The organism is Metamycoplasma canadense (genome assembly GCF_000828855.1).
GTDB classification, from domain to species: Bacteria; Bacillota_I; Bacilli_A; order Mycoplasmatales; family Metamycoplasmataceae; genus Metamycoplasma; species Metamycoplasma canadense.
In genome coordinates this window covers 556,252-581,936 of the sequence record NZ_AP014631.1, presented here as the reverse complement: position 1 = coordinate 581,936, position 25,685 = coordinate 556,252, and the positions used below count along the sequence as shown (strand labels likewise).

17 protein-coding genes are annotated in these 25,685 nt (G+C 27.8%); 1 reads left to right on the top strand and 16 read right to left on the bottom strand.

Annotated features, from left to right (window positions below; all coding sequences use genetic code 4):
• The first annotated feature begins 175 nt into the window (after positions 1-175).
• Positions 176-418, top strand: coding sequence for a hypothetical protein (locus MCAN360_RS02360; RefSeq protein ID WP_045434129.1), 243 nt, complete (start codon positions 176-178; stop codon positions 416-418).
• A 64-nt stretch (positions 419-482) separates the two neighbouring features.
• Here the strand turns inward: MCAN360_RS02360 and rpmE are convergent, their stop codons facing one another.
• The 16 genes from rpmE to rpsL form a co-directional block, all read right to left on the bottom strand.
• Entirely contained in the window at positions 483-692 is a 210-nt protein-coding gene (gene rpmE, locus MCAN360_RS02355) for a 50S ribosomal protein L31 (protein WP_045434127.1), read from the bottom strand.
• A gap of 74 nt (positions 693-766) precedes the next feature.
• A complete protein-coding gene (locus tag MCAN360_RS02350) occupies positions 767-3,148 on the bottom strand; it encodes a phosphoketolase family protein (RefSeq protein ID WP_045434124.1) in 2,382 nt (793 codons plus the stop codon).
• Positions 3,149-3,278: 130 nt separating this feature from the next.
• Entirely contained in the window at positions 3,279-4,658 is a 1,380-nt protein-coding gene (locus MCAN360_RS02345; RefSeq protein WP_045434122.1) for an MSC_0618 family F1-like ATPase beta subunit, read from the bottom strand.
• Positions 4,655-6,196, bottom strand: a complete 1,542-nt coding sequence (locus MCAN360_RS02340; RefSeq protein WP_045434119.1) for an MSC_0619 family F1-like ATPase alpha subunit — start codon at positions 6,194-6,196, stop codon at positions 4,655-4,657. The genes MCAN360_RS02345 and MCAN360_RS02340 overlap by 4 nt, the downstream gene beginning before the upstream one ends.
• A complete protein-coding gene (locus MCAN360_RS02335; RefSeq protein WP_045434116.1) occupies positions 6,186-6,680 on the bottom strand; it encodes an MSC_0623 family F1-like ATPase-associated protein in 495 nt (164 codons plus the stop codon). The genes MCAN360_RS02340 and MCAN360_RS02335 overlap by 11 nt, the downstream gene beginning before the upstream one ends.
• Before the next feature lie 114 nt (positions 6,681-6,794).
• Positions 6,795-7,055: a 50S ribosomal protein L27 gene (gene rpmA, locus MCAN360_RS02330; protein WP_045434113.1), complete on the bottom strand. Its 261-nt coding sequence runs from the start codon at positions 7,053-7,055 to the stop codon at positions 6,795-6,797.
• A 3-nt stretch (positions 7,056-7,058) separates the two neighbouring features.
• Entirely contained in the window at positions 7,059-7,361 is a 303-nt protein-coding gene (gene rplU, locus MCAN360_RS02325) for a 50S ribosomal protein L21 (protein ID WP_045434111.1), read from the bottom strand.
• 172 nt (positions 7,362-7,533) lie between these two features.
• A complete protein-coding gene (gene rpoC, locus MCAN360_RS02320) occupies positions 7,534-11,976 on the bottom strand; it encodes a DNA-directed RNA polymerase subunit beta' (protein WP_045434109.1) in 4,443 nt (1,480 codons plus the stop codon).
• A 1-nt stretch (position 11,977) separates the two neighbouring features.
• Entirely contained in the window at positions 11,978-15,571 is a 3,594-nt protein-coding gene (gene rpoB, locus MCAN360_RS02315) for a DNA-directed RNA polymerase subunit beta (RefSeq protein WP_045434106.1), read from the bottom strand.
• 115 nt (positions 15,572-15,686) lie between these two features.
• Positions 15,687-16,058 (bottom strand): 50S ribosomal protein L7/L12, encoded by a 372-nt coding sequence (gene rplL / locus MCAN360_RS02310; protein WP_045434103.1) that lies wholly within the window; start codon positions 16,056-16,058, stop codon positions 15,687-15,689.
• 36 nt (positions 16,059-16,094) lie between these two features.
• Complete coding sequence (gene rplJ / locus MCAN360_RS02305; protein ID WP_045434100.1) at positions 16,095-16,592, bottom strand: 50S ribosomal protein L10; 498 nt, start codon at positions 16,590-16,592, stop codon at positions 16,095-16,097.
• A 494-nt stretch (positions 16,593-17,086) separates the two neighbouring features.
• Complete coding sequence (gene mip / locus MCAN360_RS02300; RefSeq protein WP_045434098.1) at positions 17,087-19,885, bottom strand: Ig-specific serine endopeptidase MIP; 2,799 nt, start codon at positions 19,883-19,885, stop codon at positions 17,087-17,089.
• Positions 19,886-19,918: 33 nt separating this feature from the next.
• On the bottom strand, positions 19,919-22,222 hold the full coding sequence (locus tag MCAN360_RS05645) for a putative immunoglobulin-blocking virulence protein (protein ID WP_045434095.1): 2,304 nt from the start codon (positions 22,220-22,222) through the stop codon (positions 19,919-19,921).
• A gap of 224 nt (positions 22,223-22,446) precedes the next feature.
• The gene (gene fusA, locus MCAN360_RS02290; protein ID WP_045434092.1) at positions 22,447-24,540 is read right to left on the bottom strand and encodes an elongation factor G; all 2,094 of its coding nucleotides are present in this window, start codon (positions 24,538-24,540) and stop codon (positions 22,447-22,449) included.
• Positions 24,541-24,587: 47 nt separating this feature from the next.
• The gene (rpsG, locus tag MCAN360_RS02285; protein WP_045434090.1) at positions 24,588-25,058 is read right to left on the bottom strand and encodes a 30S ribosomal protein S7; all 471 of its coding nucleotides are present in this window, start codon (positions 25,056-25,058) and stop codon (positions 24,588-24,590) included.
• Positions 25,059-25,085: 27 nt separating this feature from the next.
• Complete coding sequence (gene rpsL / locus MCAN360_RS02280) at positions 25,086-25,502, bottom strand: 30S ribosomal protein S12 (RefSeq protein ID WP_045434087.1); 417 nt, start codon at positions 25,500-25,502, stop codon at positions 25,086-25,088.
• Positions 25,503-25,685: the final 183 nt, after the last annotated feature.

Here is a 25,685-nt window from a genome sequence, read left to right as displayed (position 1 = left end):
AAGCAAGGGAGATTTTTTAAAAAAAAATTGAGATTTAATCTTATGATTAGTTCTATTTTTTGATCTAAAAAATAATTTATATTAGAAAATTTTATAATAAAATAAATTCTTTATTTTTTCTTATTTTTATTTAAAAATAAAAAATACGTAATAAAAATATTGTGAAGGGAGAAAAATGATAAAACTAAGCAAACAAGAGTGTGACGAAATATCGGGCGGATTCGCAATTTCAACAATTTTTAGTAGTATTCTAGCATCAATACCAGTAATTTCTACTTTTGTTACATCTACTTTTGGTTTAATTAGAAGTATTTCATCTGATAAGGGTGAAATTAAAACTAAAGATGGATTCTTAGCAAAATGAGAAGATGGAAATAATAAACAAGGTTTTAATATTGGATTCCATTATTGTATGTAATTAATAAAAAAAGACTAGAATTAATCATTTTTTCTAGTCTTTTTTATTTTTTGTGAAATAGAACTTATTTTTTTGATTTTTCTAATATCTTGTTAAATCTTTCTACACGACCACGAGCTTTAACGTCTGTACGGTTTCCAGTGTAAAATGCATGACAATTAGAGCAAACATCTAAGGTTACTTTTTCAGCAGTTGAACCAAAAATAAATTCTGAATTGCATGAAGAACATGTTGCTTTAATTTCAGCATATTTTGGGTGAATTTCTTTTTTCACAGTATGCTCCTTTTTTGTATAAATATAAATAAGTTAATTAACTAGCAAATATTTTACCACAAAATATTTATTTTTTACTTATTAATGTTTTTTCATTTTCATTCAACAACTTCTGGCATATCGTAACCAAACTCATGAATGTAATCTTTATGTTCTTGAATTTTAGCATCCATTAAATCTAAAAATCATGATTCTTTTGAACCATATAGTTTTGCAATAGCATCTTTTGCAATATGGAATCTGTCCATTTCGCTTAATTGTCTAATGTCAAAACTAGTTGTAATATCACCATTTTCTCTATAGCCGTGAATTACTAAATTATGGTTTGTTCTTGTAAAGAAGATATCTCTTATTAATCCTTCAAAACCGTGAAATGCAAACACAACTAATTTATCTTTTGTAAATACTGCATCAAATTCTTCATGCGTTAATCCTCTAGGATCAACGTCTTGGCTTCTTAATTTTAATAAATCAACAACATTTACATATTTAATTTTTAAATTAGGAAAATGCTTATTAACAATAGAAATTGCTGCTAGAGTTTCTAAATTTGGTTCAACCCCTGATGAAGCAAAAACAATATCTGGTTCTTCTCCTTTTTTTACATTTGATGCTCAGTCAATTTCTTTATAACCTTTTTCAACTAATTCTTTTGCTTCTTCAATATTGAAAAATTGTTCTCTTGGTTGTTTTGAAGCTACAATTAAATTAATAGTATTTCTTTCTTTTAATGATTTCTCCATTACTGCTAATAATGTGTTTGAATCTGCTGGTAAATATTCTCTTATTAATTCTGGACGCTTATCAGCTAAATGACCTAATAATCCTGGATCTTGGTGAGTATAACCATTATGATCTTGTTGAAAAGCATTTGATGTTGCAATAATGTTTAATGATGGATAATCCTTTCTTCAAGGCAATTCAAGTGATTTTTTTAATCATTTCATATGTTGAGTAAGCATTGAATCAACAACTCTTAAAAATGACTCATATGAAGCAAAGAAACCATGACGTCCTGTTAAAACATATCCCTCTAAAAAACCTTGTGCTTGGTGCTCACTTAATTGCGAATCAATAATTCTTCCTTCCGGACCTATTCACTCATCATATTCGCCAGAAACTTCTTCTAATCATTGGCGTTTAGTTACATCAAATAAAGCAAATAAACGATTTGATTTAGTTTCATCCGGACCAAATACTCTAAAATTATCTGGATTTTTTAAAATAGTATCTGCCATATATTTGCCTAACTCAACCATATCTTGGCTTTTAAATTCACCAGGATAATTAATATTTAAGGCAAATTTTTCTCAATTTGATAAATTAAGTTCCTTAGGATTAATTCCTCCATTTGTAATTGGATTTGTAGCCATTCTTTTATCACCTTTAGGTGCTAAATTTTGAATTTCAGGTAAAACTTTTCCATTTTTATCAAATAATTCTTCAGGTTTATAAGATTTTAATCATTTTTCTAATTCTGCAATGTGTTCTGTTTTAAAGGCACTAACAGGAAGTGGAACCTGATGTGCTCTAAATGAACCTTGAATTGATAAACCATCTCACTCTTTTGGACATGTTCAACCTTTTGGAGTTTTAACAATCAATACAGGTCATTGAGGTCTAGTTGCATTTTGTGCACCTTTAGATTTAGCTTCTTTTTTAATTGCAAGGATTTCTTCAATAGCTAAATCCATCATTTCTGCCATGTCCTTATGAATTTCGAGATTACTTTTTTCCTCACTTCATTCAAAAAAGTGTGGCTTTCAGCCCATACCCTCAAAATATTTCTTAATTTCAGATTTTGGTTTTCTTGCAAGTAAGGTTGGATTTGAAATTTTTCCACCGTTTAAATGCAAAATAGGTAAAACAACACCATCATTTACTGGATTAATAAATGAATTTGAAAATCACCCAGCACATAATGGACCAGTTTCCGCTTCACCATCTCCAACAACAGCAGCAGCAATAACATCTGGATTATCCAAAATATTTCCAGTTGCATGTGATAGTGAATATCCTAATTCTCCGCCTTCATGGATTGAACCTGGAGTTTCAGGGGCAGCATGACTAGCAGTTCCTCCAGGGAATGAAAATCTTTTACACATTTTTTGAATCCCTGAAATATCTTGAGTAATTTCAGGATAAATTTCAGAATAAGATCCATCTAAATATGAGTTAGAAATCATAACCTGACCGCCGTGTCCAGGACCTTCAATATAAAACATATTTAAATCATATTTATTAATAACTCTATTTAAATGAGCATAAATAAAGTTTTGCCCCGGAATTGTTCCTCAATGTCCAATTGGATATAATTTAATATCATCTTTAGTTAATTTTGTATGCAATAATGGATTATTTCTTAAATAAATTTGAGCAAGACTTAAATAATTAGCAGCTCTAAATCATTTGTCCATTAATTCAAAATATTCTTTTTTATTAAAATTATCTTTCATATTATCCCTCTTCATTACATTAAAAAATAAATACTATATTTACTATGTTAAAGTAATAATATTTTACCTTATTTATTACCTTATTTAAGGGATTTTAAGCTACTTGTATAAAAAAATGCCAAATGGCATTTTATAATCCTAATTCCTCATCTGTTGGGATATTTAAATTTGAACCAACATACGCAAAAATTTCAGGAGTTTGTTTAATGTACTTACCATCTAAAATTCTTTGAACTGATTCAACTGTTTCATCCAAAGAAACATAAACTCCAGGAGATTTTGTAAAATGTTCAGTCATAAAGAAATTTTGAGTAAAAAAGTTTTCTAATTGTAAAGCCTTCTTAACAGTAATTTTACTTTGTTCATCAAGTTCATCAAAACCTAAAATCATAATAACATCTTCTAAATCTTTATAAGCCTTTAATATTCTTTTAGTTTCTAAAATTGCATCAAAGTGTTTTTTACCAATAATTTTTTCATCAACTGAATTTGATGAACTAGCTAATGGGTCAAAAGCTGGAAAAATATTTTTTGCAGTTTGATTACGTGACAAAACTAAATTACCATCTAAGTGATTAAAAACAGCAACAGCTGATGGATCACTTAGATCATCCATAGGTAGGAAAATCGTTTGAAACGATGTAATAGAACCATTTTTATTTTTAAATAGTCTATTTTCAATATTTGCAACGTCAGATTCTAGAGTCGATTGATATCCACCAACGGATGGTTTTTTTCCTAATGAAGCAGAAACTTCATTTTCGGCTTGAACAAAACGATAAATGTTATCAATAAACAATAACACATTACCTTTTTCATAATCTCTTAAATATTCCGCAGCTGTTATTCCGATTGGAACAATCGACATTCTAGCTCCAGGTGATTCATTCATTTTTGATATATACATAGCTGAATCTTTCATTAAATTTGAAGATTCAAGCTCGTTAAATAATTCAATCGCTTCTCTTGATCTTTCACCTGAACCAATAAAAATATTTGATGTCTTGGTTGATTTCTTATTAACATTAAATATAATTTCTTTCATTAAAACCGTTTTACCAACTCCAGCTCCACCAAAAATTCCTAATTTATAACCTTTAATAATTGGCATAAAAAAATCAATAGCTTTAATACCTGTTTCAATAACTTCTAATTTATTATCTAAATATCTCTCGTTATTAATAATTGAATTCATTTCGATATATTTAGGTTTTGTTTTGCGATCTTCTAAAAGTGGTTTACCTTCAAATGAATAAATATTGTTTTTTGATTCACTTCCAACAGGAACCATAAAACTCTTTTTAGTATTCACTATTTCATCGTTAATGTTAATTTCTTTTGATGAATAGATAATAATTGCTCTAATTGTTTCTTCATCAATTATTCTTTTAACTAATAAATATGTCATTCCATTATTTGTTGTAAGTAATTGATTAACAAGTGGTAAATCTTTTTTGTTAAATTTTATTTCAACAACATCAGATCATAATTTAATGATTTTTCCCATTATTTATCTCCTAATCTTTTAGCTACTTGTTCCAAATAATCTTCACTAAACTCAATGAATTCATGTTCATATTCAACATCTCAATCTAAATTTAAATAATCCGAATATTGTTTTAGTGCATATGCAAAAAAGTTTTTCATAATATTATCATCATAGTTTGTTGTTGTTTGAATAGTATTATAAGCTTTTTTAGCTTCTTCGTTTGTTTCGATTAAAATATCAATAAATTTTAATGCTTTTTGTTCATCCTTAATACCACGTAAAATAGTTCATGAAATTAATTTTGACATTAATAAAACAAATTTATTTGAGTATAATGAATAACCTTTTTGAATAAACATTTTATCAATCATTTTTCCCTTGTACAATAAAGCAGCTGTTTCTTTGTTAAGTTCATAATCTAAAACGGCTAATTTTAAATGTCTTTTATATTGTTTGAAAATTTTACCAACTTCAGAAGCTACCTTTGACATAATTCTATTTTGAACTGATGATCCTGTTCTTGAAACTGATAAATTAATATTAATAGCCGGCAAAATACCTTGTGAAAATAAATCAGCGCTTGTTACAATTTGACCGTCAGTTATTGAAATAACATTAGATGAAATTAAAGAAGTAATATCACCATCAATTGTTTGTAAAATAGGTAAACATGTTATTGTTTTTCTTCCTACGAATGAACCTGCTCTTTCAAGGAGTTGAGAGTGAGCAAAGAAAATATCACCAGGCATTGCTTCTTTTCCAACTGGTTTATCAGTTAATAATGCTATTTCACGGATAATATTTGCATGCTTAGTTAAATCATCAAAAATAACAATAACATCGTTAGTCAATGAAATATTTTCCGCATGAGCCATACCAACATATGGCGCTAAATATTGTTCATATGCACTAGTTGCTGGAGCATCAACAATAATTGTATTTTTTAATGCGTTGTGTTCTTTTAAAATGTTATATATTTTTGAAATACTTTCTTTTTTTTGTCCGATAGCAACATAAACACATTTTGTATTTGTTTTTGCTTGATTTAAAATAACATTAATTGCAATATGCGTTTTACCTGTTTGTCTATCACCTATTATTAATTCACGTTGTCCTTTACCAATTGGAATTAACAAATCAATTGATGTAAAACCAGTATAAAGTTGTTCATTTAAAGTTTTTACACTCATTAATTTATGAGCTAATTTAAACATTGCGCTTTCTGGATCATGTGCATTCTGCTTAATATTAATTTTTTCAGGTAAAACAACATTTCCAAAAATATCAATAACTTTTCCAAAATGTTCATTTGAAGTAAAAACATTATATTTTTCTACAGCAACAATAGTGTCATTAATTTTTAACTCTTTATTTTCATTATTCGATAGTAAGAAAGCTCTATCTTTTGTTGCACTAATTAAAATTAATTTAATATCATTATTTTGCTCACAGACGAATTGTTGACCTTGTTCATAGGCAAACTCACCCGATACTTCAACAATGTACCCAAAAATCGAAATGATTTTAGGATTATTAATATTTATTTTTTTACTTTCCATTATTTTCTCCTTCTGAAATATTTAAATTTAAAAAGTATTCTGGTTTAATATAAATTTTTAAAGTTTGTGAATTTTGAGAAAAATATAAAATTACATTTGGAATTATTTCAATATAACATTCAGCCTCAATTAATCTTAAAATTTCTTCATTAAATGCATGTTTAAAAAAATTATCAACTTTAAAATCTTGTTTATTTTCTAAAATATATGGAATTTTTTTATCTAAACTAAATTTATAATTAAATTCATAATCTAAAACAAAATTTTTAAAAATTATTGTTTTATTTTCACTTAAAGATATTCGTATTTCATTTAAAAATTCTTTAAATATTACATCATCTTTTTTAAAATTATTTTTAAATAAAACCGTTGAAACTAATTTATTAAATTCAATTAGTTTATTTTGTTTTATCAGTTCTTTAGTATTCATTCAAAACAAAATTTGATCTTTTTTTGATTCGAAACTCATTGTTTTATTTTTCATTCTACTCCTTGTGTTTTATATAAAAATAATCATTAAAAATTATAATATATCATTTTTTTATTTTTTTGAAAATTAAAATATGTAATAAAAAATTAAAAATAATGGAACGATCCATTATTTTTCTTCAATTGCATATACAGATGCAAATTTTCTATTAATTCTGTTTTCGAATTTAACTATCCCATCAATTAAAGCATATAGAGTATCATCTTTTCCTCTGCCTACATTGTTGCCTGGGAAAATTTTTGTTCCTCTTTGTCTATAGATAATGCTTCCTGCAGTTACAAATTGACCATCAGTAGCTTTAACACCTAATCTTCTACCAGCCGAATCTCTACTATTAGAAGTCGTTCCACCAGATTTCGTATGTGCCATGTGCTATTTCTCCTTAATCTCTGTAATTTTTACTCTTGTATAAGGTTGACGGTGACCTAACTTACGTTTATGTGTTGATTTGGCATTATGTCTATAAACTACGATTTTTTTTGCTTTACCTTGTTTTTCAATTAATCCTAAAACAGAAGCTTTTTCTAAATAAGGTTGACCAATTTTACCTTCAACAGCTAAAACTCTATCAAAAGAAACTGTATCACCTTCATTGCCATCGATTTTTTCAATGTAAACAACATCGCCTTTTTTAACGATTAATTGTTTTCCACCGGTTTCGATAATCGCAAACATTTTATAAAGCCTCCTTATATTTTGTCGCATCTTTAAGGTACTTAAAAATAAGTTTAGACCTTTTTAGAATGGTTACTCTATAAGTAACTTACACATTATATCAAATTTTTTTGTTAATTTCAATTTTAATATAATAAAAAGCAAGGAATTAAACCTTACTTTTAAATTTAAATTATTCTAAGTCTTCTTCGTTTTCTTCTTCATTATCATCAAATGTTGAATCATCAAAGAAGTCATCATTTTCTTCATCTTCAAATGATGGCATATTTTTATCATCTTCAACATACTCTTGTGTTAAAGCATCAATATCTACTATATTTTCGCCATCTAATTCATTAGTAGAATACTCTTCTTCGTCAGTATAACTTGTAAAATATTTTATTGATGGTTTAATATCATATTTTGAATGTTCTTCAAATGAATAAAGAGCTGTTCCAGATGGAATTTTTTTACCAACAATAATATTTTCTTTTAAACCAGTTAAATTATCAGTTCTTGATGAAATAGCAGCATTAACTAAAATTTTTGAAGTTTCTTGATATGAAGCAGCCGCTAAGAATGAATCTGACAATAAAGGAACTTGTTTAGCACCTTTAATTACAACATTACCATAAGCTGGCTTTTTATTTTCACTTAATAATAAAGCATTTTCTTCTTGATAGTCAAATATATCAACTATTGCTCCTGCAAAGAATTTAGAATCACCAGGTTCGCTAATAACAACTTTTGACATCATTTGTCTAATAATAATTTCAATATACTTATCACTAATTGCAATACCTTGAATACGATAAATTCTTTGAATTTCTTTTAATAAATAATTTTGAACAGTAATAACATCAGTTAAAGCTAATAATTCTTTTAAAATAATTGGACCTTCAGAAAGTTTTTGACCAACTTTTATTTCATCATTTATTGATACTCTTAATTTTTCATTTGTATTAACTAAAATTTCTTTAAATTCAACTTCTTTATTAGAATTTAGAATTTCAATAGTTACAATGTAATCATTTTCAGTTTTTTCATTCTTTTTAATATCAATAACTCTACCTTGATATGGTGAAATTATTGCTGGTCTACCTCATGGTTGTTCGTGTGCGTCTATTAATTCAATCAAGCGAGTAAAACCACCGGTAATATCCTCAACCCCAGCAACACCACCGGTATGGAATGTACGCATTGTTAATTGTGTTCCAGGTTCACCTATTGATTGAGCAGCTATAATTCCAACAGCTTCTCCAATATTTACAACACGGTTTGTTGCTAAATCCTTACCAAAACACATCTTACATACACCATTACGAGTGTTACATCCTAAAATTGATCTAATTTCAACTTGTTCAATACCAGAATCGATTATTTTTTGAGCTATTTTATTAGTAATTAAAACATTTCTTCCACAAATTAAATCATTATTTTTATCATAAATTGGTTTATTTGAAAAACGACCAACAATTCTTTCTTTTAATGAAACAATAATTTGTTTAGTTTTAGTATCAACAATATTTTTTGCTAAAAAACCATATTCTGAACCACAATTTTCTTGTCTTACAACAATATTTTGAGCCACATCAACTAAACGTCTAGTTAAATAACCAGATTTTGCGGTATTTAAAGCAGTATCGGTTAAACCTTTTCTTGCCCCGTGTGTTGATGAATAAAATTCAAAAGCAGTTAGACCTTCAATAAATGATGATTTAACTGGAACTTCAACAGTTGATCTAACAACTCTATCATTTTTTGCATCCGCCTTAGTAGTTTTGGTGTTATTTGCCATAAGACCACGCATCCCAGCTAATTGAACGTAGTTAGAAATATTTCCACGAGCACCTGAGTTTATCATTGTAATAACTGGGTTTTTAGGATTATTTTTAATAATTGTTTGCAATTCATTTTGAATATTATCTTTAATTTCGGCTCATTTTTTAATTGTTAATGAATATCTATCATCATCTGTTATTAAACCTAAATTATAATATTGTTTTAATTTAGAAATATATTCATCACCTTCAGCAATATATTGTGATTTTTTTTCAGTTTCTAAAATATCTGAGAAAGAAATAGAAATTCCAGAAGTAGTTGAATAATCAAAACCTAATTGTTTAATTTTATCCAAAATTGATGCAACTATGTTTGTATATTTAAACCAAACAATATCAAGCATTTTTGCTTTTTCTTTTGCAGAAATAGGGACATTATTAACACCTTGATATTTTTGCTCAATTTCTCGTAATATTTTTTGTTTTTCAATTAAAACAAATTCCGTTAATAAGTCAGCATGTTCTTTTTCAAGATTTTGACCTTTATATGTTTTTAATTTTAAAAATTCTAAAACAATATCCGATTCGTCTAAATCATTAATTTTATCAATAACACTTGCTACGTTAGAAATACTAATAGTTGATACATAATTATCGAACATGTAACGAATTATTTTTGCAATGTTCTTTTTATTAAAAGCCTCTTGTAAAGGTAATTCTTTAATATAATTAGCAATATTAGTTCCAGATTCAACAACATACAATTTATTAAATTCATTTTTATATTCTTCTAAATTAATAGCCTTAGTTACTTTGTTATCAAAAATAAATGGGAAATCTTTTGGAAAGACATTATTAAAAATGAATTTACCAACTGTTGAAATAACATAAAGTTGAGAATTAATATTAAAACCAGTAAATAATTTTGAATTTTTAACTTCTTCAGCAGGTAAAGCAACTCTTGCATGCAATGAAACTTTTTTAGCTTCTAAGCTTCTTAAAATATGATCTAAATTATCAAAAACTCTTCCTTCTCCTAATGCATCTTTTTCTTCGATTGTTAAATAGTAAAGACCTAAAATCATATCTTGTGAAGGATTTATAATTGGTTCACCATCTTTAGGACCTAAGATATTTTTATTAGCCAACATTAATTCACGGCTTTCTAATAATGCTTGTTCAGAAATAGGAACGTGAACAGCCATTTGATCACCGTCAAAGTCAGCATTAAAAGGAGTACATACTAATGGATGCAATCTAATAGCTTTTCCTCTTACTAATACTGGCTCAAAGGCTTGAATTGATAAACGGTGTAAGGTTGGAGCACGGTTTAATAAAACAAGTCTTCCTTTAATAGCTTCAGCCACGTGTGGTCAAATAATTGGATTTTGATCCTCAATGATTTTTTTTGCGTTTTTAACAGTTGTTGCAACTTGTTTTTCGATTAATCGAGCGATAATTCATGGCTCAAATAATTTTGCAGCCATTTCACGAGGAATACCACATTGATGCATTTTTAAATTAGGACCAACAACAATAACTGAACGGCCTGAATAATCAACACGTTTACCAAGTAAATTTTGTCTAAAACGACCTTTTTTACCAGTTAAGGCATCTGATATTGATTTAAAAGGTCTATTATCTTTTGATAAAACAGGGTTAGGAGTTCTTCTTTGGTTATCTATTAAAGCATCAACAGCTTCTTGAATCATACGCAATTCATTTTGAATAACTAATGTAGGAGCATCTTTTTCTTGTCATTGTTGTAAACGGTTATTTCTGATAATAACTCTACGGTACAATTCATTAATATCAGATGTTGAATGTCTCCCACCATCTAATTGAATTAAAGGTCTTAAATCCGCAGGAATAACTGGCAAATTATATATTAACATATTAGTTGGTGATTGTTTCGATTCTATAAATGCATTAATAACTTGTAGCCTTTTATAAAGTTTTTCTCTTGTTTGTTTTGTTGTTGTTGCAAACTTGCTTTGGTTTTTAGCTTCTTGTAAATTTAATTCATTAATTTGTTTAGTTACATAAGCTTTTTCAGCTGCTAAATCTAACTTTTGCAATAAATATTCAATTGCTTTTGCACCAGTCATAATTTTTGCATCTGAATAGTGTTCAATAACCTCATTTAATTCATAAAAATCTATACCATATTCTTGACCAATTTTCGATGTTGCTTTTTCAACTAATTGTTCAATGGTTTCAGTAATATCCTCATATGCTTCTTGATGATCAGGATTTTTAGGATCAAAACGTGTTAAAAGTTCATCAAGCGCTTCTTTATAAATAACAGCAGCGTCATTGATTTCAATAATTAAATTTTTAGGTAATGATTTAAGCCCGCCATCTTCAACAACAATATGATTTTTGTAATAAATTAGATTTTCTAATTCTTCTCTTCTAACTGTTTCTTGCGAGTTATCACTTGAGATTTTTAAACCTAATAATTTATATAAAATCGAATGATCAACTTTGAAATATCAAAAATGAACAACAGGGCTATTTAATTTAATATGCCCCATATGATTTCTACGTGAAATCTTTGGGAGAATTTGAACATTTTCTTGTTTACATAACTCTGTTCTTGTACAGTATGATCCTTCGTTTATTTTTTTATATTTATAACCACAAACTGGACAACGATAATCAATCATTGGACCAAAAATAATTTCATCAAATAAACCACCTCTTTCAGGTTTATATGATTTATAGTTAATAGTTTCTGGTTTTGTTACTTCTCCATGAGATCAACTTTCTACATCTTCAGGTGTAGCTAAAGACAGAGAAATTTTTGTAATTTTTGATTCATCTAATAAGTCATATTTTGAATTATTTTTCATATTATTCAGTTCCTCCATCTCAATCTTGTTGATATTTAGTATCAACTCTTTCTAATTCGAAGTCATTTTCATCACTGCTATTATCGTGAGCTTCTAGTTTAATTCCTAAACCTCTTAATTCGTATGCTAAAACATTAAATGATTCTGGCATACCTGGTTTTGGTAATTTAGTCTTTCTAGCTAATGAGTTATACAATTGATTACGTCCATTAATATTATCTGATTTATAAGTTAGTAATTCTTGCAATAAATTAGCTGCTCCATATGATTCAATTGCCCATGTTTCCATTTCACCAAATCTTTGGCCACCATTTTGTGATTTACCACCAAGTGGTTGTTGCGTAATCAATGAGTATGGTCCAACTGAACGAGCATGCATCTTATCATCAACCATGTGATAAAGTTTTAAATAATACATAATACCAACAGAGATTGGTTGATCAAATGGCTCGCCTGTACGACCGTCATAAACAACTGATTTACCTGATGAATTAATCTTAGCTTCTTCTAAAATTTCCTTAATTTGATTATGGGTTATACCATCAAAAATAGGAGTAACAAATTTTGTATTTAGTTTTTTAGCAGCTAAACCTAAATGAAGTTCAAGAACTTGGCCAATGTTCATACGCGATGGAACACCTTGTGGATTTAAAACAATATCTAATGGTGTTCCGTCTTCTAAGTATGGCATTTCCTCAACTGGTAAAACAATTGAAACAACCCCTTTATTTCCATGACGTCCAGCCATCTTATCGCCAACTTTAATTTTTCTTTTTTGAGCTATTGAAACTTTAACTATTTTTTCAATTCCATCTTCTAGTGTATCACCTAATTCACGGCTTAAAACATCAACTGCAACAACAGTTCCATTATGCCCGTATTTAACTTTTAAAGAAGTATCTTTTCTTGAAGCAGTTTTTTGACCAAAAATTGCTGCCATTAATTTTTCTTCAGGTGTTGGATTTTCTTCACCTTTTGGAGATGTTCTACCTACTAAAATGTCACCAGTTGAAACTTCTGAACCAACTCTAACGATACCATTTTCGTCTAAGAAACGTTTTGAATGATTTGAAACATTAGGAATATCTGCAGTTAAAATATCTTCACCTGCTTTTGAATGTCTAAATTGAATTGTTTGCTCTTCAATATGAATAGATGTATAAACATCATCTTTTACTAATCTTTCAGATAAAACAACAGCATCTTCATAGTTAAATCCATGTCATGTTGTAAAACCGACTAAAACATTTTTACCTAAAGCCATTTCTCCATTTTTCATTGATGGACCATCAACTAATAAATCACCCGCTTTAATTTCTTGATTTAATTTAACAAGCGGCACTTGATGGATTAATGTCCCTTGGTTTGATCTTTCAAATGTTCTTAAATAATATGAATCTGTTTTTTTGCTTCCTTCTCTTGATATCTTTATCACATTAGCGTCAACATAACTAACAACACCATCGTATTTAGCAATAATATTTGTTGATGAATATTTAGCAATATCAGCCTCAACGCCAGTTGCAACTAATGGAGCTTCAGGGAATAAAACAGGAACTGCTTGACGTTGCATGTTAGACCCCATAAGTGCACGGTTAGCATCATCATTTTCCAAAAATGGAATTGCAGAAGCAGCGATAGATGTCATTTGGCGATTTGAAACACCAACAAAATCTACTTCATTAGCAGGAACTTGTAAATATTCATTATCACGACGCACCATTACTAAATCGTCAATTATTTCATCATTTTCAATTCTAACTGTTGATTGTGCAAATGAATATCCTGCTTCTTCAATAGCTGTTAAATAATAAGGTTTACTAAAATCAACTTTTTTATCTTTAACTCTAAAATACGGTGACTTAATAAATCCATATTTATCAATATCAGCAAATGAAGCTAAATTAAGGATAAGTCCGATATTTGGTCCTTCAGGAGTTTCGATAGGACAAATTCTACCATAATGAGTAGGGTGAACGTCACGAACCTCAAATTGTGCTGTATCACGATTTAGACCTCTTGGTCCTAATGATGTGATACGACGTTTATTTGATATCTCGGCTAGTGGGTTACATTGATCCATAAATTGAGATAATTTTGATGTATTAAAAAATGATTTAAATTGATTAAAAATAGGTTTATTATTTGTAACATTCTTAGGAGTAATTTTTGAAGTTTCTTTTGTCGAAATTCTTTCACGAGTATTTTTTTCTAATTTTATTAAACCTATTCTAAATTGATTTTGTAATAACTCTCCAATTGTAACAATTCTTTTATTTACTAATGAATCAGGATCATCATCAACCCCAATGTTTGATAATAAATTGAAGTAATAAGAAATTGTTGCAATTAGGTCTGGAATTAATAAGAAATTCTCCGTTGAATTTGGATCATTTCCTAAAACTTGAATTTTATTTATATCATTCAATAAATCATTTTCGGTTGGATAAACTCAAACTCGTGGAACCATTAGCCGTTCTGAAAGTTTTTCATTACCCAAAATTTCTAATTGGTTACCATAAACTGAACCATTAATATCTGGTAATCTTCACAGTGGTAAAATACCTAATCTAAATTCTTCAGCAATTTTTCTTGCAATTTCTCAGGTTATTAATAATCCTTTTTGATATTTAACGTCACCGTTTTTTGTAACAATATCTTCAGCTAAATATGTATTTACAAGCCTTTCAGCTATATTTAACTTACGATTTAATGTAAAACGACCAGTTTCAGTTAAACTATATCTTTTTTCGTTAAATAAAGTTGAAGGAATTAAATTACGTGCTGATTCAGCAGTCATTCTATCGCCTTTTCTAATTAAACGATAAATAGTTTCTTGCGCATCTCTTGTAATTTCTTCTTGAGTATCACCAGCAGTTTTATCCCTTCTTAAAGTTTCATTTAATTCAGGGATATCACCGAACATATTTAAAATACCATTTTCACTAAATCCTAATGCTTTTAGGAATGTAGTTAATAAAAATGATTTATTTTTATCAATATGAACTTTTATTGTATCAGGGTTAGATGAAGTTGTCTTGTGATATATTTCAACTCATGAACCAACTTGTGGAATTATTTCTACTTTATTAAACAAGTCATTTGCTTGCTTATTTCTAACATTTACACCAAAATAAGCTCCTGTTGAACGAATAAGTTGAGAAACAATAACTTTCTCTGAACCATTTATTACAAATGATCCTCCATAGGTCATGATTGGAATTTCTGCAAAAACCACTTCAGCAGAAATAACTTCACCAGTTTCTTCGTTTATTTGTTTTAATTTTGCTTTAAGCTTACCATGATATGATGAACCTTTTTGTTTTGCTTCTTTAATGCTTTCAAATTCAGTTTTTTTTGGATATTCAAAAGTAGCCGAATTTTCAATATATTCAATTTTAACTTTTCCTCTAGCTTCAATTGGATAAATATTTCTTAATTCTTCTTCTACTCCAGAAGTTAGAAATTTTTCAACAGAATCTCTTTGCATTTTTAAAAAGTCTGGTGTATCGAATTTATTTTGACTAATTGAATAGTCACGACGTTCGGTAATAGGTCCAAATTTTCTTAAAACATATTGTGGTTTATTACTCATATCTAACCTCATTATTTAAATTTGTTTAAATTTATTTATAATTTTAAAATATTGTATATTAAAATAAAAAACACAAAAACGGCTTATACTAAGCCCGTTTTTAATGTTTAATCAATTAATCTAAAACTACTTCAGCTTTAACTTCAGCTAGTTTAGCTTTTAATTCTTCTGCTTCTTCTTTCTTAACATTTTCTTTTAATAGTGCAGGTGCAGATTCAACTAATTTCTTAGCATCCATTAAACCTAAACCTAATAAGTCTTTAACTGCCTTAATAACAGCTAATTTATTTCCACCATCTGATTTTAGTGTTACATTGAATAATGTTTTTTCTTCAACAGCTTCAGCAGCAGCTGGAGCAGCAGCAGCTACAACAGCAGTAGGATCAATTCCAAATTCTTCTTTTAATCCTTCTACTAATTCCATAACTTCTTTAATGTTCATTTCTTTTAATGCTGAAACAAATTCTTCTTTTGTTAATTTAGCCATAATTTTTCTCCTTAAATTTAATTTATTTCTTTTATATTATTCTGATAAATTTCCTTGTTTTACTAATTCATTTAAACCAATTGCAAGATTTTTAATTGGTGCAAGTAATGAATTTCCAAGAATCATAAGTGATTCTTCGTATGAAGGAAGTTTTGATATTTCGTCTAAGTTTTTTGCATCAACAACTTTATTTTCATAAATTCCAGCAACTAATTCTAAAGCAGGGAATTCTTTTTTAAATTTTACTAAAGCTTTTAAAGTTGTTAAATCGTCTTGCTTAGCAAAAACAAAAAGATTCTGTCCAAGCAATAAATCATTTAACGATTCTTGTTCGGTTGACTTTAAAGCTTGTTTTACTAAACGGTTTTTATAAACTTTTACTAAAACGCCGTATTTAGCTAATTCTCTACGAATAACTTGTAATGAGGCTACATCTAATGTTTTATATGAAGCTACATATAAAGCTTTTGACTCATTTAAGTTTTTAGAGATTTCATCAACAACTAAAACTTTAGCATCTCTTAATGCACTCATTTTTCCTCCTAAATTTATAATTATGTAAAGATTGCAATATTTAAAAACTTTTACATACTCGGTAACTTTATTAAGCATTTGCCGTTACTGTCTTCATATATTGCGTAAGCATTATAACATAAATTTTTTAAAATTTAAAATATATAGAAAAAATAATTACTAATTTTTTATAAAAATTATTTTTGACTGATTTTTCTATTTTGAATAAAAATTTTTAAAAAAATTTAACTTATTTTTAGATTTTTTTTGCAAATTTTTTTATAAAAAAACTACTAAATTTTATCTATTTTATTGATATATTTTAATTTTATTTTATGCATTTACTATATCTATTCAACGAAATAACTTAATTTTAATGTATTGAAATTATTAAAAAATTTTAATTTTATAGTATTTATTTTACATAATTGATTATAAACTAATATAGATTAAACAAGAAATTAACCATTTTTTATTAAAAAACGCAAGTTTTTTTAGACTTGCGTTTGAATAATTTATGAACTAAATTTAAATTCTTCAGGTATTTCATTAAGTCCATTTTTAAATAAATTAGTTTTTATATTTTTTTCTTTGTATATTTTTTGTAATGCTTCACGATATGAATTTTTTTGATTTTCTCCGCCACCATAAATTAAATCATATTGTGGTAAATTATATTTTCCATATAATCCTTCATAATTAAAGCCTTCAGATCTAAAAGCAACTGATAAACCTACTCTAGCATTATCATTAGTTGCATAATAAATTGAAACTAATTCATTATTTTGATTTCTAATTGATGAACCAGAAGCGCCTCCAATTGGAGCTCAACGTCTAGGAATATATCCAAGGCCCATATTTACATATCTTTTTCCATCTACATAGTAAAAATCATCGCCAATTTTAGGAGCTGCTATAAATGTATCAGTAACTCCAGGCTTAAAAGCAAATGAACGATATCCGATTTGATATGATAAAAAATTACCTCGATCTAATTTAGCTTTTGGAATTGAAGAAGGTCCACTTTCATCTTGGGTAATTTTAGCTTTATAATAATCTGAATCATTATTTGTTCATAAACTATGTGAATATCCAAATTTAACTCTATTTTTTTGATCATTATCAATATAATCTTCTAAATAATAATCGTGTGTTGAAGAAGGTCAACCTAGCGCATATAAATGATCAATATTTTTAGGTAATTCTCCTTTTATCGGGTATTCAATTTTATTAAAATCTTTTAAATATGAGTTTTTTATAAATTTAATATGTTTATCTTCATTATTTGCGTAATTATTTGTTATTTCTTTTGCTATTTCAGAAGAAAAATTAGGATCACTAACTTTTGGGTATTTATTTGCAACATCTTTATCATTTGAAACAGCTGTAAATTTATCTATTTTTGAAAAATCGATTTCAATAACTGCAAAATCAACAAATTCTTCCAAATCATCAAATTCTTTTTTTTGCTTCTCAGATAAAAATTCTTTAGGACTAGTTTTTAAATAATCAGTTCCATCAAATACTTTTCTAATAGCACTTGGGGTTTGAAAATTAAATGACGTTATGTTATCATCCATTTCTGAAATTCTTAATTTAGCTCCAACTTTTAAATCATTATCAATTTTTGTAATCGTAAAAGCTTGTAATTTATTAGTAATAGCCTTCGCAACATGTGAGTTTGTACCTAAATATCATTTTGTTGGATAGCCGTTAGTATCTAATTGATAATCTAAAATTCAAGCAGTACCTGTTTCGGATTTTGATTCTCTTTTTTCAGCTGCTTTTTTTCTATATTCTTCAATATCTTTTTTCAATCCTTCAATTTCTTCAGTTGTATTATGATTTTCTAATCTCTTAATTTCTTTGTCATAACCTTCTAAAGCATCATCTTTTTCTTTTTGAAATGCCTCAGTAAGATGAGGATCTTTATTATTGATTATTTTATTATTTAGTTCTTCTTCAACCTTTTCTCTATCTTTTTTTATCTTTTCTAGTTTTTCAGCGTTTAATTTTTTAAATTCATCTTCATTATTTGGATCTTGTCAATGTTTTATTGCATACTCGGCCTTTGCTATTTCATCACTATAATCGTTTAAATTAGTTAATCTTAAAGAAAATGTTTGTTTAGCAATATCCAAATATTTTTCATTAATTATACGGCGTGCTAAACCATTTGTTTTATAAATATCTTTCTTGCCAATTGTGTCAACTCATGAAGGTTGTTTTCCTAATTCATAAGATGTTAAATTAACGCCATCAATAGTGCCATCTTCATTATAAGAAGGTGTAGTAAAACCTTTATATGCTGAATTTTCAAAACTGTCTTGTCCTAATTGTTTAGCTTTTTTATCATGTTCTGCAATTTGTTTTTCAGTTGCTTTTACATTAGGTCATAAATCGCTTCATTTTTTAACACCAGCCTTAAATTCTAAATGACTTTTTAATCCTTCCAAATACTTTTTATTATCTTTTTCAAATCTTTGCATTTGATTTAAACTAACATATTCATTTATTTCTGAAGTGGTTGCATTTGGACCTAATTTATTATTTGGTTGTTTACCATTTGAATCATTATTATCTGGTGAAGTTCTCAAACCACTTAATGAATAAATATTATTTTTTCTTTTTAAAGTTGCCTTGTTTATGAATGAAACATTAATCTTAGCTTCTCCTGTTCGATTAGCATTATCTTCTAAAATAACGCTTTCAACTTTAAATATAATTTTTTTATTTAATTCTTCATCTTTAGACTTAATTTTCAAACTTGAAGCATTTTCTTGAAGTTCACTTGCAAAGATATTTTTTTTATCAGTTGCACCTAAAAAATTATCAAACATTAAAACTAATTTATCATCCAAATTATCAGAAATTAATGATGAAATATCTTTTGAAAAGTCTTCATCAGAATATTTTAAGGATTCATCTGGTTTTAAATTGTTTTCATTGTTTTTAATATTTTCTTTTATTCTTTTATCTTCATTTTTGATATTCGTAATGGCATTGTTAATCTTGTTTGTATACTTTCTAAGTTCAGTAATATTTTTATTTTCTTTTTTTAGAAATTCTTCAACTTCTTTAGCTAGTATGTCACCATCTGTATATTGTTTAGAATTAATGGATGTTTCATTTGAGTTTTTAAAATTTTCTAATTCTTTTTTTAATAAATCTAAATTTGATTTAAGTGTTTTTTCTTCTTTATCTTCTTTTTTTTCACAAGATATTAAGGGGATAGTTGGCACTAATACAAATGGCAAAAATGATAATAATGCATAATTTTTCTTAATATTTTTAAAATTTAATTTTTCTTTCATATTTTTTATATTTCCTAAAACTTAAAATAATTATTAGTTAAATGTTTCGTCTGATTCATATGAGACTTTATAACCATTGCTTTCTAATTGAGATTTTAATTCACTTGATGCGTCTTGTGGAATTTCAATTTGTCTTGAAATTCTAGACAAATTAATTAATAAATTTAAATTAGATAACGCAGAATCTGTTAATTTTTCTTTAGATGTAATTCTTATTCTATCAGTTTCTAATCCGTTACTAAATTCAATCTTTGTAGGTGGCATTCCTGGTTCACCTAAAGCCATAACTGTATCGAATTGTGCGTTATCTAGATCATAACCACTAATCGCGTATCAAGAATTATTATTATAAAATTTAACATTCTTTAATTTTCTTGGTTTCTTTCCAGAATTTGTAATTCAATCATAAAATTTTAGACCTTTTAATGATCTTATTGAAGGAGCTCTTGAAAAATCAAGCCGGGTTGGATAGCTATTATTCCCTTCGTCGTGATCGGGATCATTACCTGGTCCAAAATTACCTTGAAAGGCACCTTCGTTATTTCTAGAATAATAAACTAAACTTAATCCTTCATTTATTCTTTTGTATTTATCAGATTCAGTTTTTAAAATATCACTTTCTTCAAAAGCTAACGTGTTAAAAGTAATTCTTGTTGCAATATCAGCACCTGCTTTATTTTGTTTACTTACGTTATAATCAATTGTATTAATTCACTCAACTTTTCTAAACGATAGAGGATTAATGCTTCAATCATCTAAAAGTGAATTTCCTAATGTATATAATCCAAGTTCTTTGATACTTTTATTTTCAAGAGCAATCAATGAAGCAGTGTTAGTTGCTCGATGATCAAAAAATAATTCTAGTTGAGTTAATCTATCTGGTAGAGCTGATAAAATTTCTTTAAAAGTTTGATTAACATCTTTTTTACCCATATTTTTAATACGATATGAAGTAATTTCAATATTTTTTGCTTTTAAATCTTCAATTAATTTTTTAGTTTTTGCATAACCTTGGAAATTAGATGCGTCAATTTCAACAACAGTAGCTTTTTTCAAATCTCCTTCTTCAGGATTTTTATTCGTTAGCTCAGTAATTCTAATACCGTCAGATCCTCCGACTCCGAATTCTTTAAATTTTGTTTTCGTTACATCTTGTTTATCTCAACCTGGGTAATTTCCGCTACTAATTTGATCAGGAGTTCTTCCATAATATCCTTTTATTGGAATACCACGTCTTTTTTTGTTATCTCTTTCTAATCTAGATGTTACTTTATTATAACCAGGGGCAGGTGAATATGTATATGAATCAAGCTCACCGTTTTCATTAATATAAGCATTATCGGGTGAAGCTGTATAACCTTCTTTTAAATATTTTTCAGCACCTTTGCCTAATTTTGTAAATTTAGAATAATCTAATTTACTAATTAATCAAGCATATTTACGATTTAATGTTTTAAATTGTTTATTTTTATATTCTTCCGCTGCACCGGGAATTAAAAACTCAGTAACTCTTGGACTATCAAGTAATCTTTTAAATTTATCTAAAAACTTTAACCAAACTCCTTCGTTTTGTTTAATGTAATCATCTGGATTAAAATATTTTGATTCGGGAGTATCGACAATATCAGTAATATATGAAGGAAAATAGTTTTTAAGACCTTCTTTATCATTTTTCAAACTATTTACTGTCGCTTTTCTTAACTCATCAGTAACTTCAACATTTGTTATGGTGCCCACAATAACACTTCGATATGGTTTAGGGTTTGCAATATTAGCTTTAACGTACCTTGGATCCTGCACTCTTTCTTTTGGTGGCGTAACAGTAGCTTTAACCCTAACACCGTTTATTTCTAATATTTTCTCTGTTTCATCCTTTTTAATTTCAGGTTTGGGTTGCGGAATTGGTTTAGGAGTTGGTGATGGTTTTATTTCTTCTTTAGGTTGTTCGATAATAACAGGTGGCTTTGGAATAGGGATTGGTTTAGGTTTTAATTCTGGCTTAATTTCAGGTTTTATTTCTTCTTTTTTAGGTTCTGTTGGTGAAACTGGCGGGATTGGAACTAATTCAGGAATAGGTTCTGGAGCTTTTTCAATTAGAATTGGTTTTTCTATTTCTTTTAAACCGTGATCTGTAATTGAAGGTATAGCGTTAGTTGTATCTGGTGTTCCTTTGTGAAATAATTCACTTTTTGCTCCAAAATCATTATTATATTCAATTCCATTTCTATTTTTTTGATTTGCCATAAATATAACAGTTCCAAAACTTGAAGATGCAACAATTGTTGCTATTAAACTGAAAAATACAATTTTATTTTTTTTATTTTTTAGAAATGCCATATATGTCCTTTTTTATTTAAATATTTAAATAAAAACATTTAAATAATAAATCAATTTTTTGTTTTAATTATAATTAGTTTTTTTTTTTTTTATTTTTATTATGAAAAATAAAAATGGTTTTTATATAAAAAATGAAAAATATTACATTTTCTTTTTAATTTAAGCTATTTTAAAAAATATGGACTTTAAAAAAATCCATATTTTTACTTTTTATTTTTATTATTTTAATCTTCTTCAACTGAAGCTTTTCCACCACGTTTTTTGATAATTTCATCAGCTAAATTACGAGGTAGTTTTTCATAATGATCAAATCACATTTGATATGTTCCACGTCCTGTTGTCATTGATCTTAATTGTGTTGCGTAACCAAACATTTCGCTTAATGGGATATATGCTTTAATAACATGGGCACCATCATTTCTTGTTTCGTTATCACGAACTTGACCTCTTCTACGTGAAATATCACCCATAACATCACCAAAGAAATCTTCTGGAACAACAACAGCAACATCCATAATAGGTTCTAATAAAACTGTGCCTAGTTGTTCACGACCTTTAGTTAATGATTTAGAAGCAGCTATTTTATAAGCTAATTCAGAAGAATCGACTTCGTGGTATGAACCATCAAATAATGTTGCTTTAATATCGATCATTGGATAACCAGCAAGAATACCAATTTCCATTTTTTCTTTAAGACCTTTTTCAATAGACTTAATATATTCTTTTGGAATTTTACCACCAACAATTTTATCAATAAATTCAAAGCCACCATCTGGGTTTGGTTCATATTTAATTCATACGTGACCATATTGACCTTTACCACCTGATTGTTTTTTATGAATTCCTTCAACATCAGCTGATTTAGTAATTGTTTCACGGTATGAAACTTGAGGAGCACCAACACTTACTTCAACTTTAAATTCACGTTTTAATCTATCAACAATAATATCAAGATGTAATTCACCCATACCTGCAATAATTGTTTGACCTGTTTCTTCATCGGTGTAATATTTAAATGTTGGATCTTCAGCTCCTAAACGTTGTAAAGCTAAAGATAATTTTTCTGAAGCATCTTTAGTTTTTGGTTCAATAGCTTGAGAAATAACTGGTTCTGGGAAGTTCATATTTTCTAGAACAATATCTTTGTGTTTTTCATCAATTAATGTATCACCGGTTGTTGTATATTTTAAACCAACAGCAGCAGCAATATCACCTGCTCTAACTTCTTCAATATCAGTTCTTGAATTAGCGTGCATTAACAAAATACGGCTAAGTCTTTCTTTTTCACCCTTAGTTGAGTTAGAAACATATGATCCTTTTGTTATAACCCCACTATAAACTCTAAAGAATGTTAAATTTCCAACAAATGGGTCATTCATAACCTTAAATGCTAGTGATGAAAAGAATTCATCATCAGAAGCCGGAATAGTAATTTCTTGTTCACCCTTGTATGCTTTCATAGGTGGAATATCCAATGGACTTGGTAAGTAATCAACAACGGCATCTAGCATGAATTTAACACCTTTGTTTTTAAATGATGTACCACAAACAACTGGGAAGTATGTTGAAGTTAATGTTGCAGTTCTGATTGCTTTTTTCATTAATTCAGGGGAAATTTCTTCTTCCATCAATAGTAATTCCATTATTTCTTCATTAAAATCTGCTAATGATTCAGCTAATGAGCCTCTCATTAATTGTGCTTCATCTTTTAAATGAGCTGGAATTTCAATTTCCTTCATATTTTCATCTACACTACCATCAAATTCATATGCTTTCATGGTTACTAGATCGATAATACCAGTAAATTGAGCTTCTTCACCAATATTTAATTGAATAGCATGGGCATTAGCTCCTAATAGTTTTCTTAAAGATTCTACTGATGCTTTAAAATTAGCACCCATTTTATCCATTTTATTAACATAAACAATTCTTGGAACTCTATAGTTTGTAGCTTGTCTTCAAACTGTTTCTGTTTGTGGTTCAACACCTGATTGTGCATCCAAAACAGCTACAGCTCCATCTAAAACACGCAATGAACGTTCAACCTCAATGGTAAAGTCCACGTGTCCTGGAGTATCAATAATATTTAATCTTTTATTTTTTCAATATGCTGTAGTAGCAGCTGATGTAATAGTAATACCACGTTCTTGTTCTTGAACCATTCAATCCATTTGTGAAGCACCTTCATGTGTTTCACCAATTTTATGAATTTTACCGGTATGAAATAAAACTCTTTCTGTTGTGGTGGTCTTACCAGCATCAATATGAGCCATAATACCAATATTACGATAATCTTCTAATTTATATTCTCTTGACATATATTTCCTTAAAGTTTTAATATAAATAATTTAAATAAATTTTATAATTATCATCTAAAGTGAGCAAATGCTTTATTTGATTCAGCCATTTTATGAGTATCTTCACGTTTTTTAATAGCTCCACCCATTTTATTTGAAGCATCAATAATTTCATGCGCTAACTTTTCTTCCATGGTTTTATCATTTCTTAATCTTGCATATTGAATAATTCATCTTAATGCTAATGTTTGTTTTCTTTTAGCACTAACTTCACAAGGAACTTGGTAGTTAGATCCACCAACTCTTCTTGAACGAACTTCTAATTGAGGACTTACATTTTCTAATGCTATATTAAATACTTCTAATGGTTCTTTACCTGTTTTTTGTTTAATTATTTCAAATGAGTTATATAAAATGCTTTCAGCAACAGATTTTTTACCATCTAACATAATAGTGTTAATTAATTTGGTAATAATTTTTGAGTTAAAAACTGGATCTGCTAAAACATCTCTAACTGGTGCTTTGTGTTTTCTTGACATATTTTTCCTTTCTTTCTAACTTTTTAATTAATTACTTTTTGGTTTTTTTGTTCCATATACTGAACGAGCTTGTTTTCTATTATTAACTCCAGTAGCATCTTGTGTTCCACGAACGATTGTATATCTAACTCCAGGTAAATCATTAACCTTACCACCACGAATTAAAACAACTGAGTGTTCTTGTAAATTATGTCCTTCTCCTGGAATATATGCTGTAACTTCTTGACCATTTGATAATCTAACACGAGCATATTTACGAATAGCTGAGTTAGGTTTTTTAGGTGTCATTGTAGCCACACGAGTACATACACCACGTTTAAATGGCGCAGGAATGATTTTTTCTTTCTTTTGTAAAGAGTTATACATTTTTAATAAAGCAGGTGCTTTTGATTTAGATGTTTTATCTTTACGGCCTTGTTTAACTAATTGAGCAACTGTAGGCATATTTTTCCTTTCATATTTTTTATTATAATTTTTTTAATATCTTTAATATTTTTTATTTACCACTATAAAAATTTTAAAAATTTGATGAGTTTCACTAAAAAATACTAATAAATTATACAACAACTAAACCGGTGTTTTTTATTTTTTTTATTTTTTTTATTTATTGTTATTTTAAAAATTAAA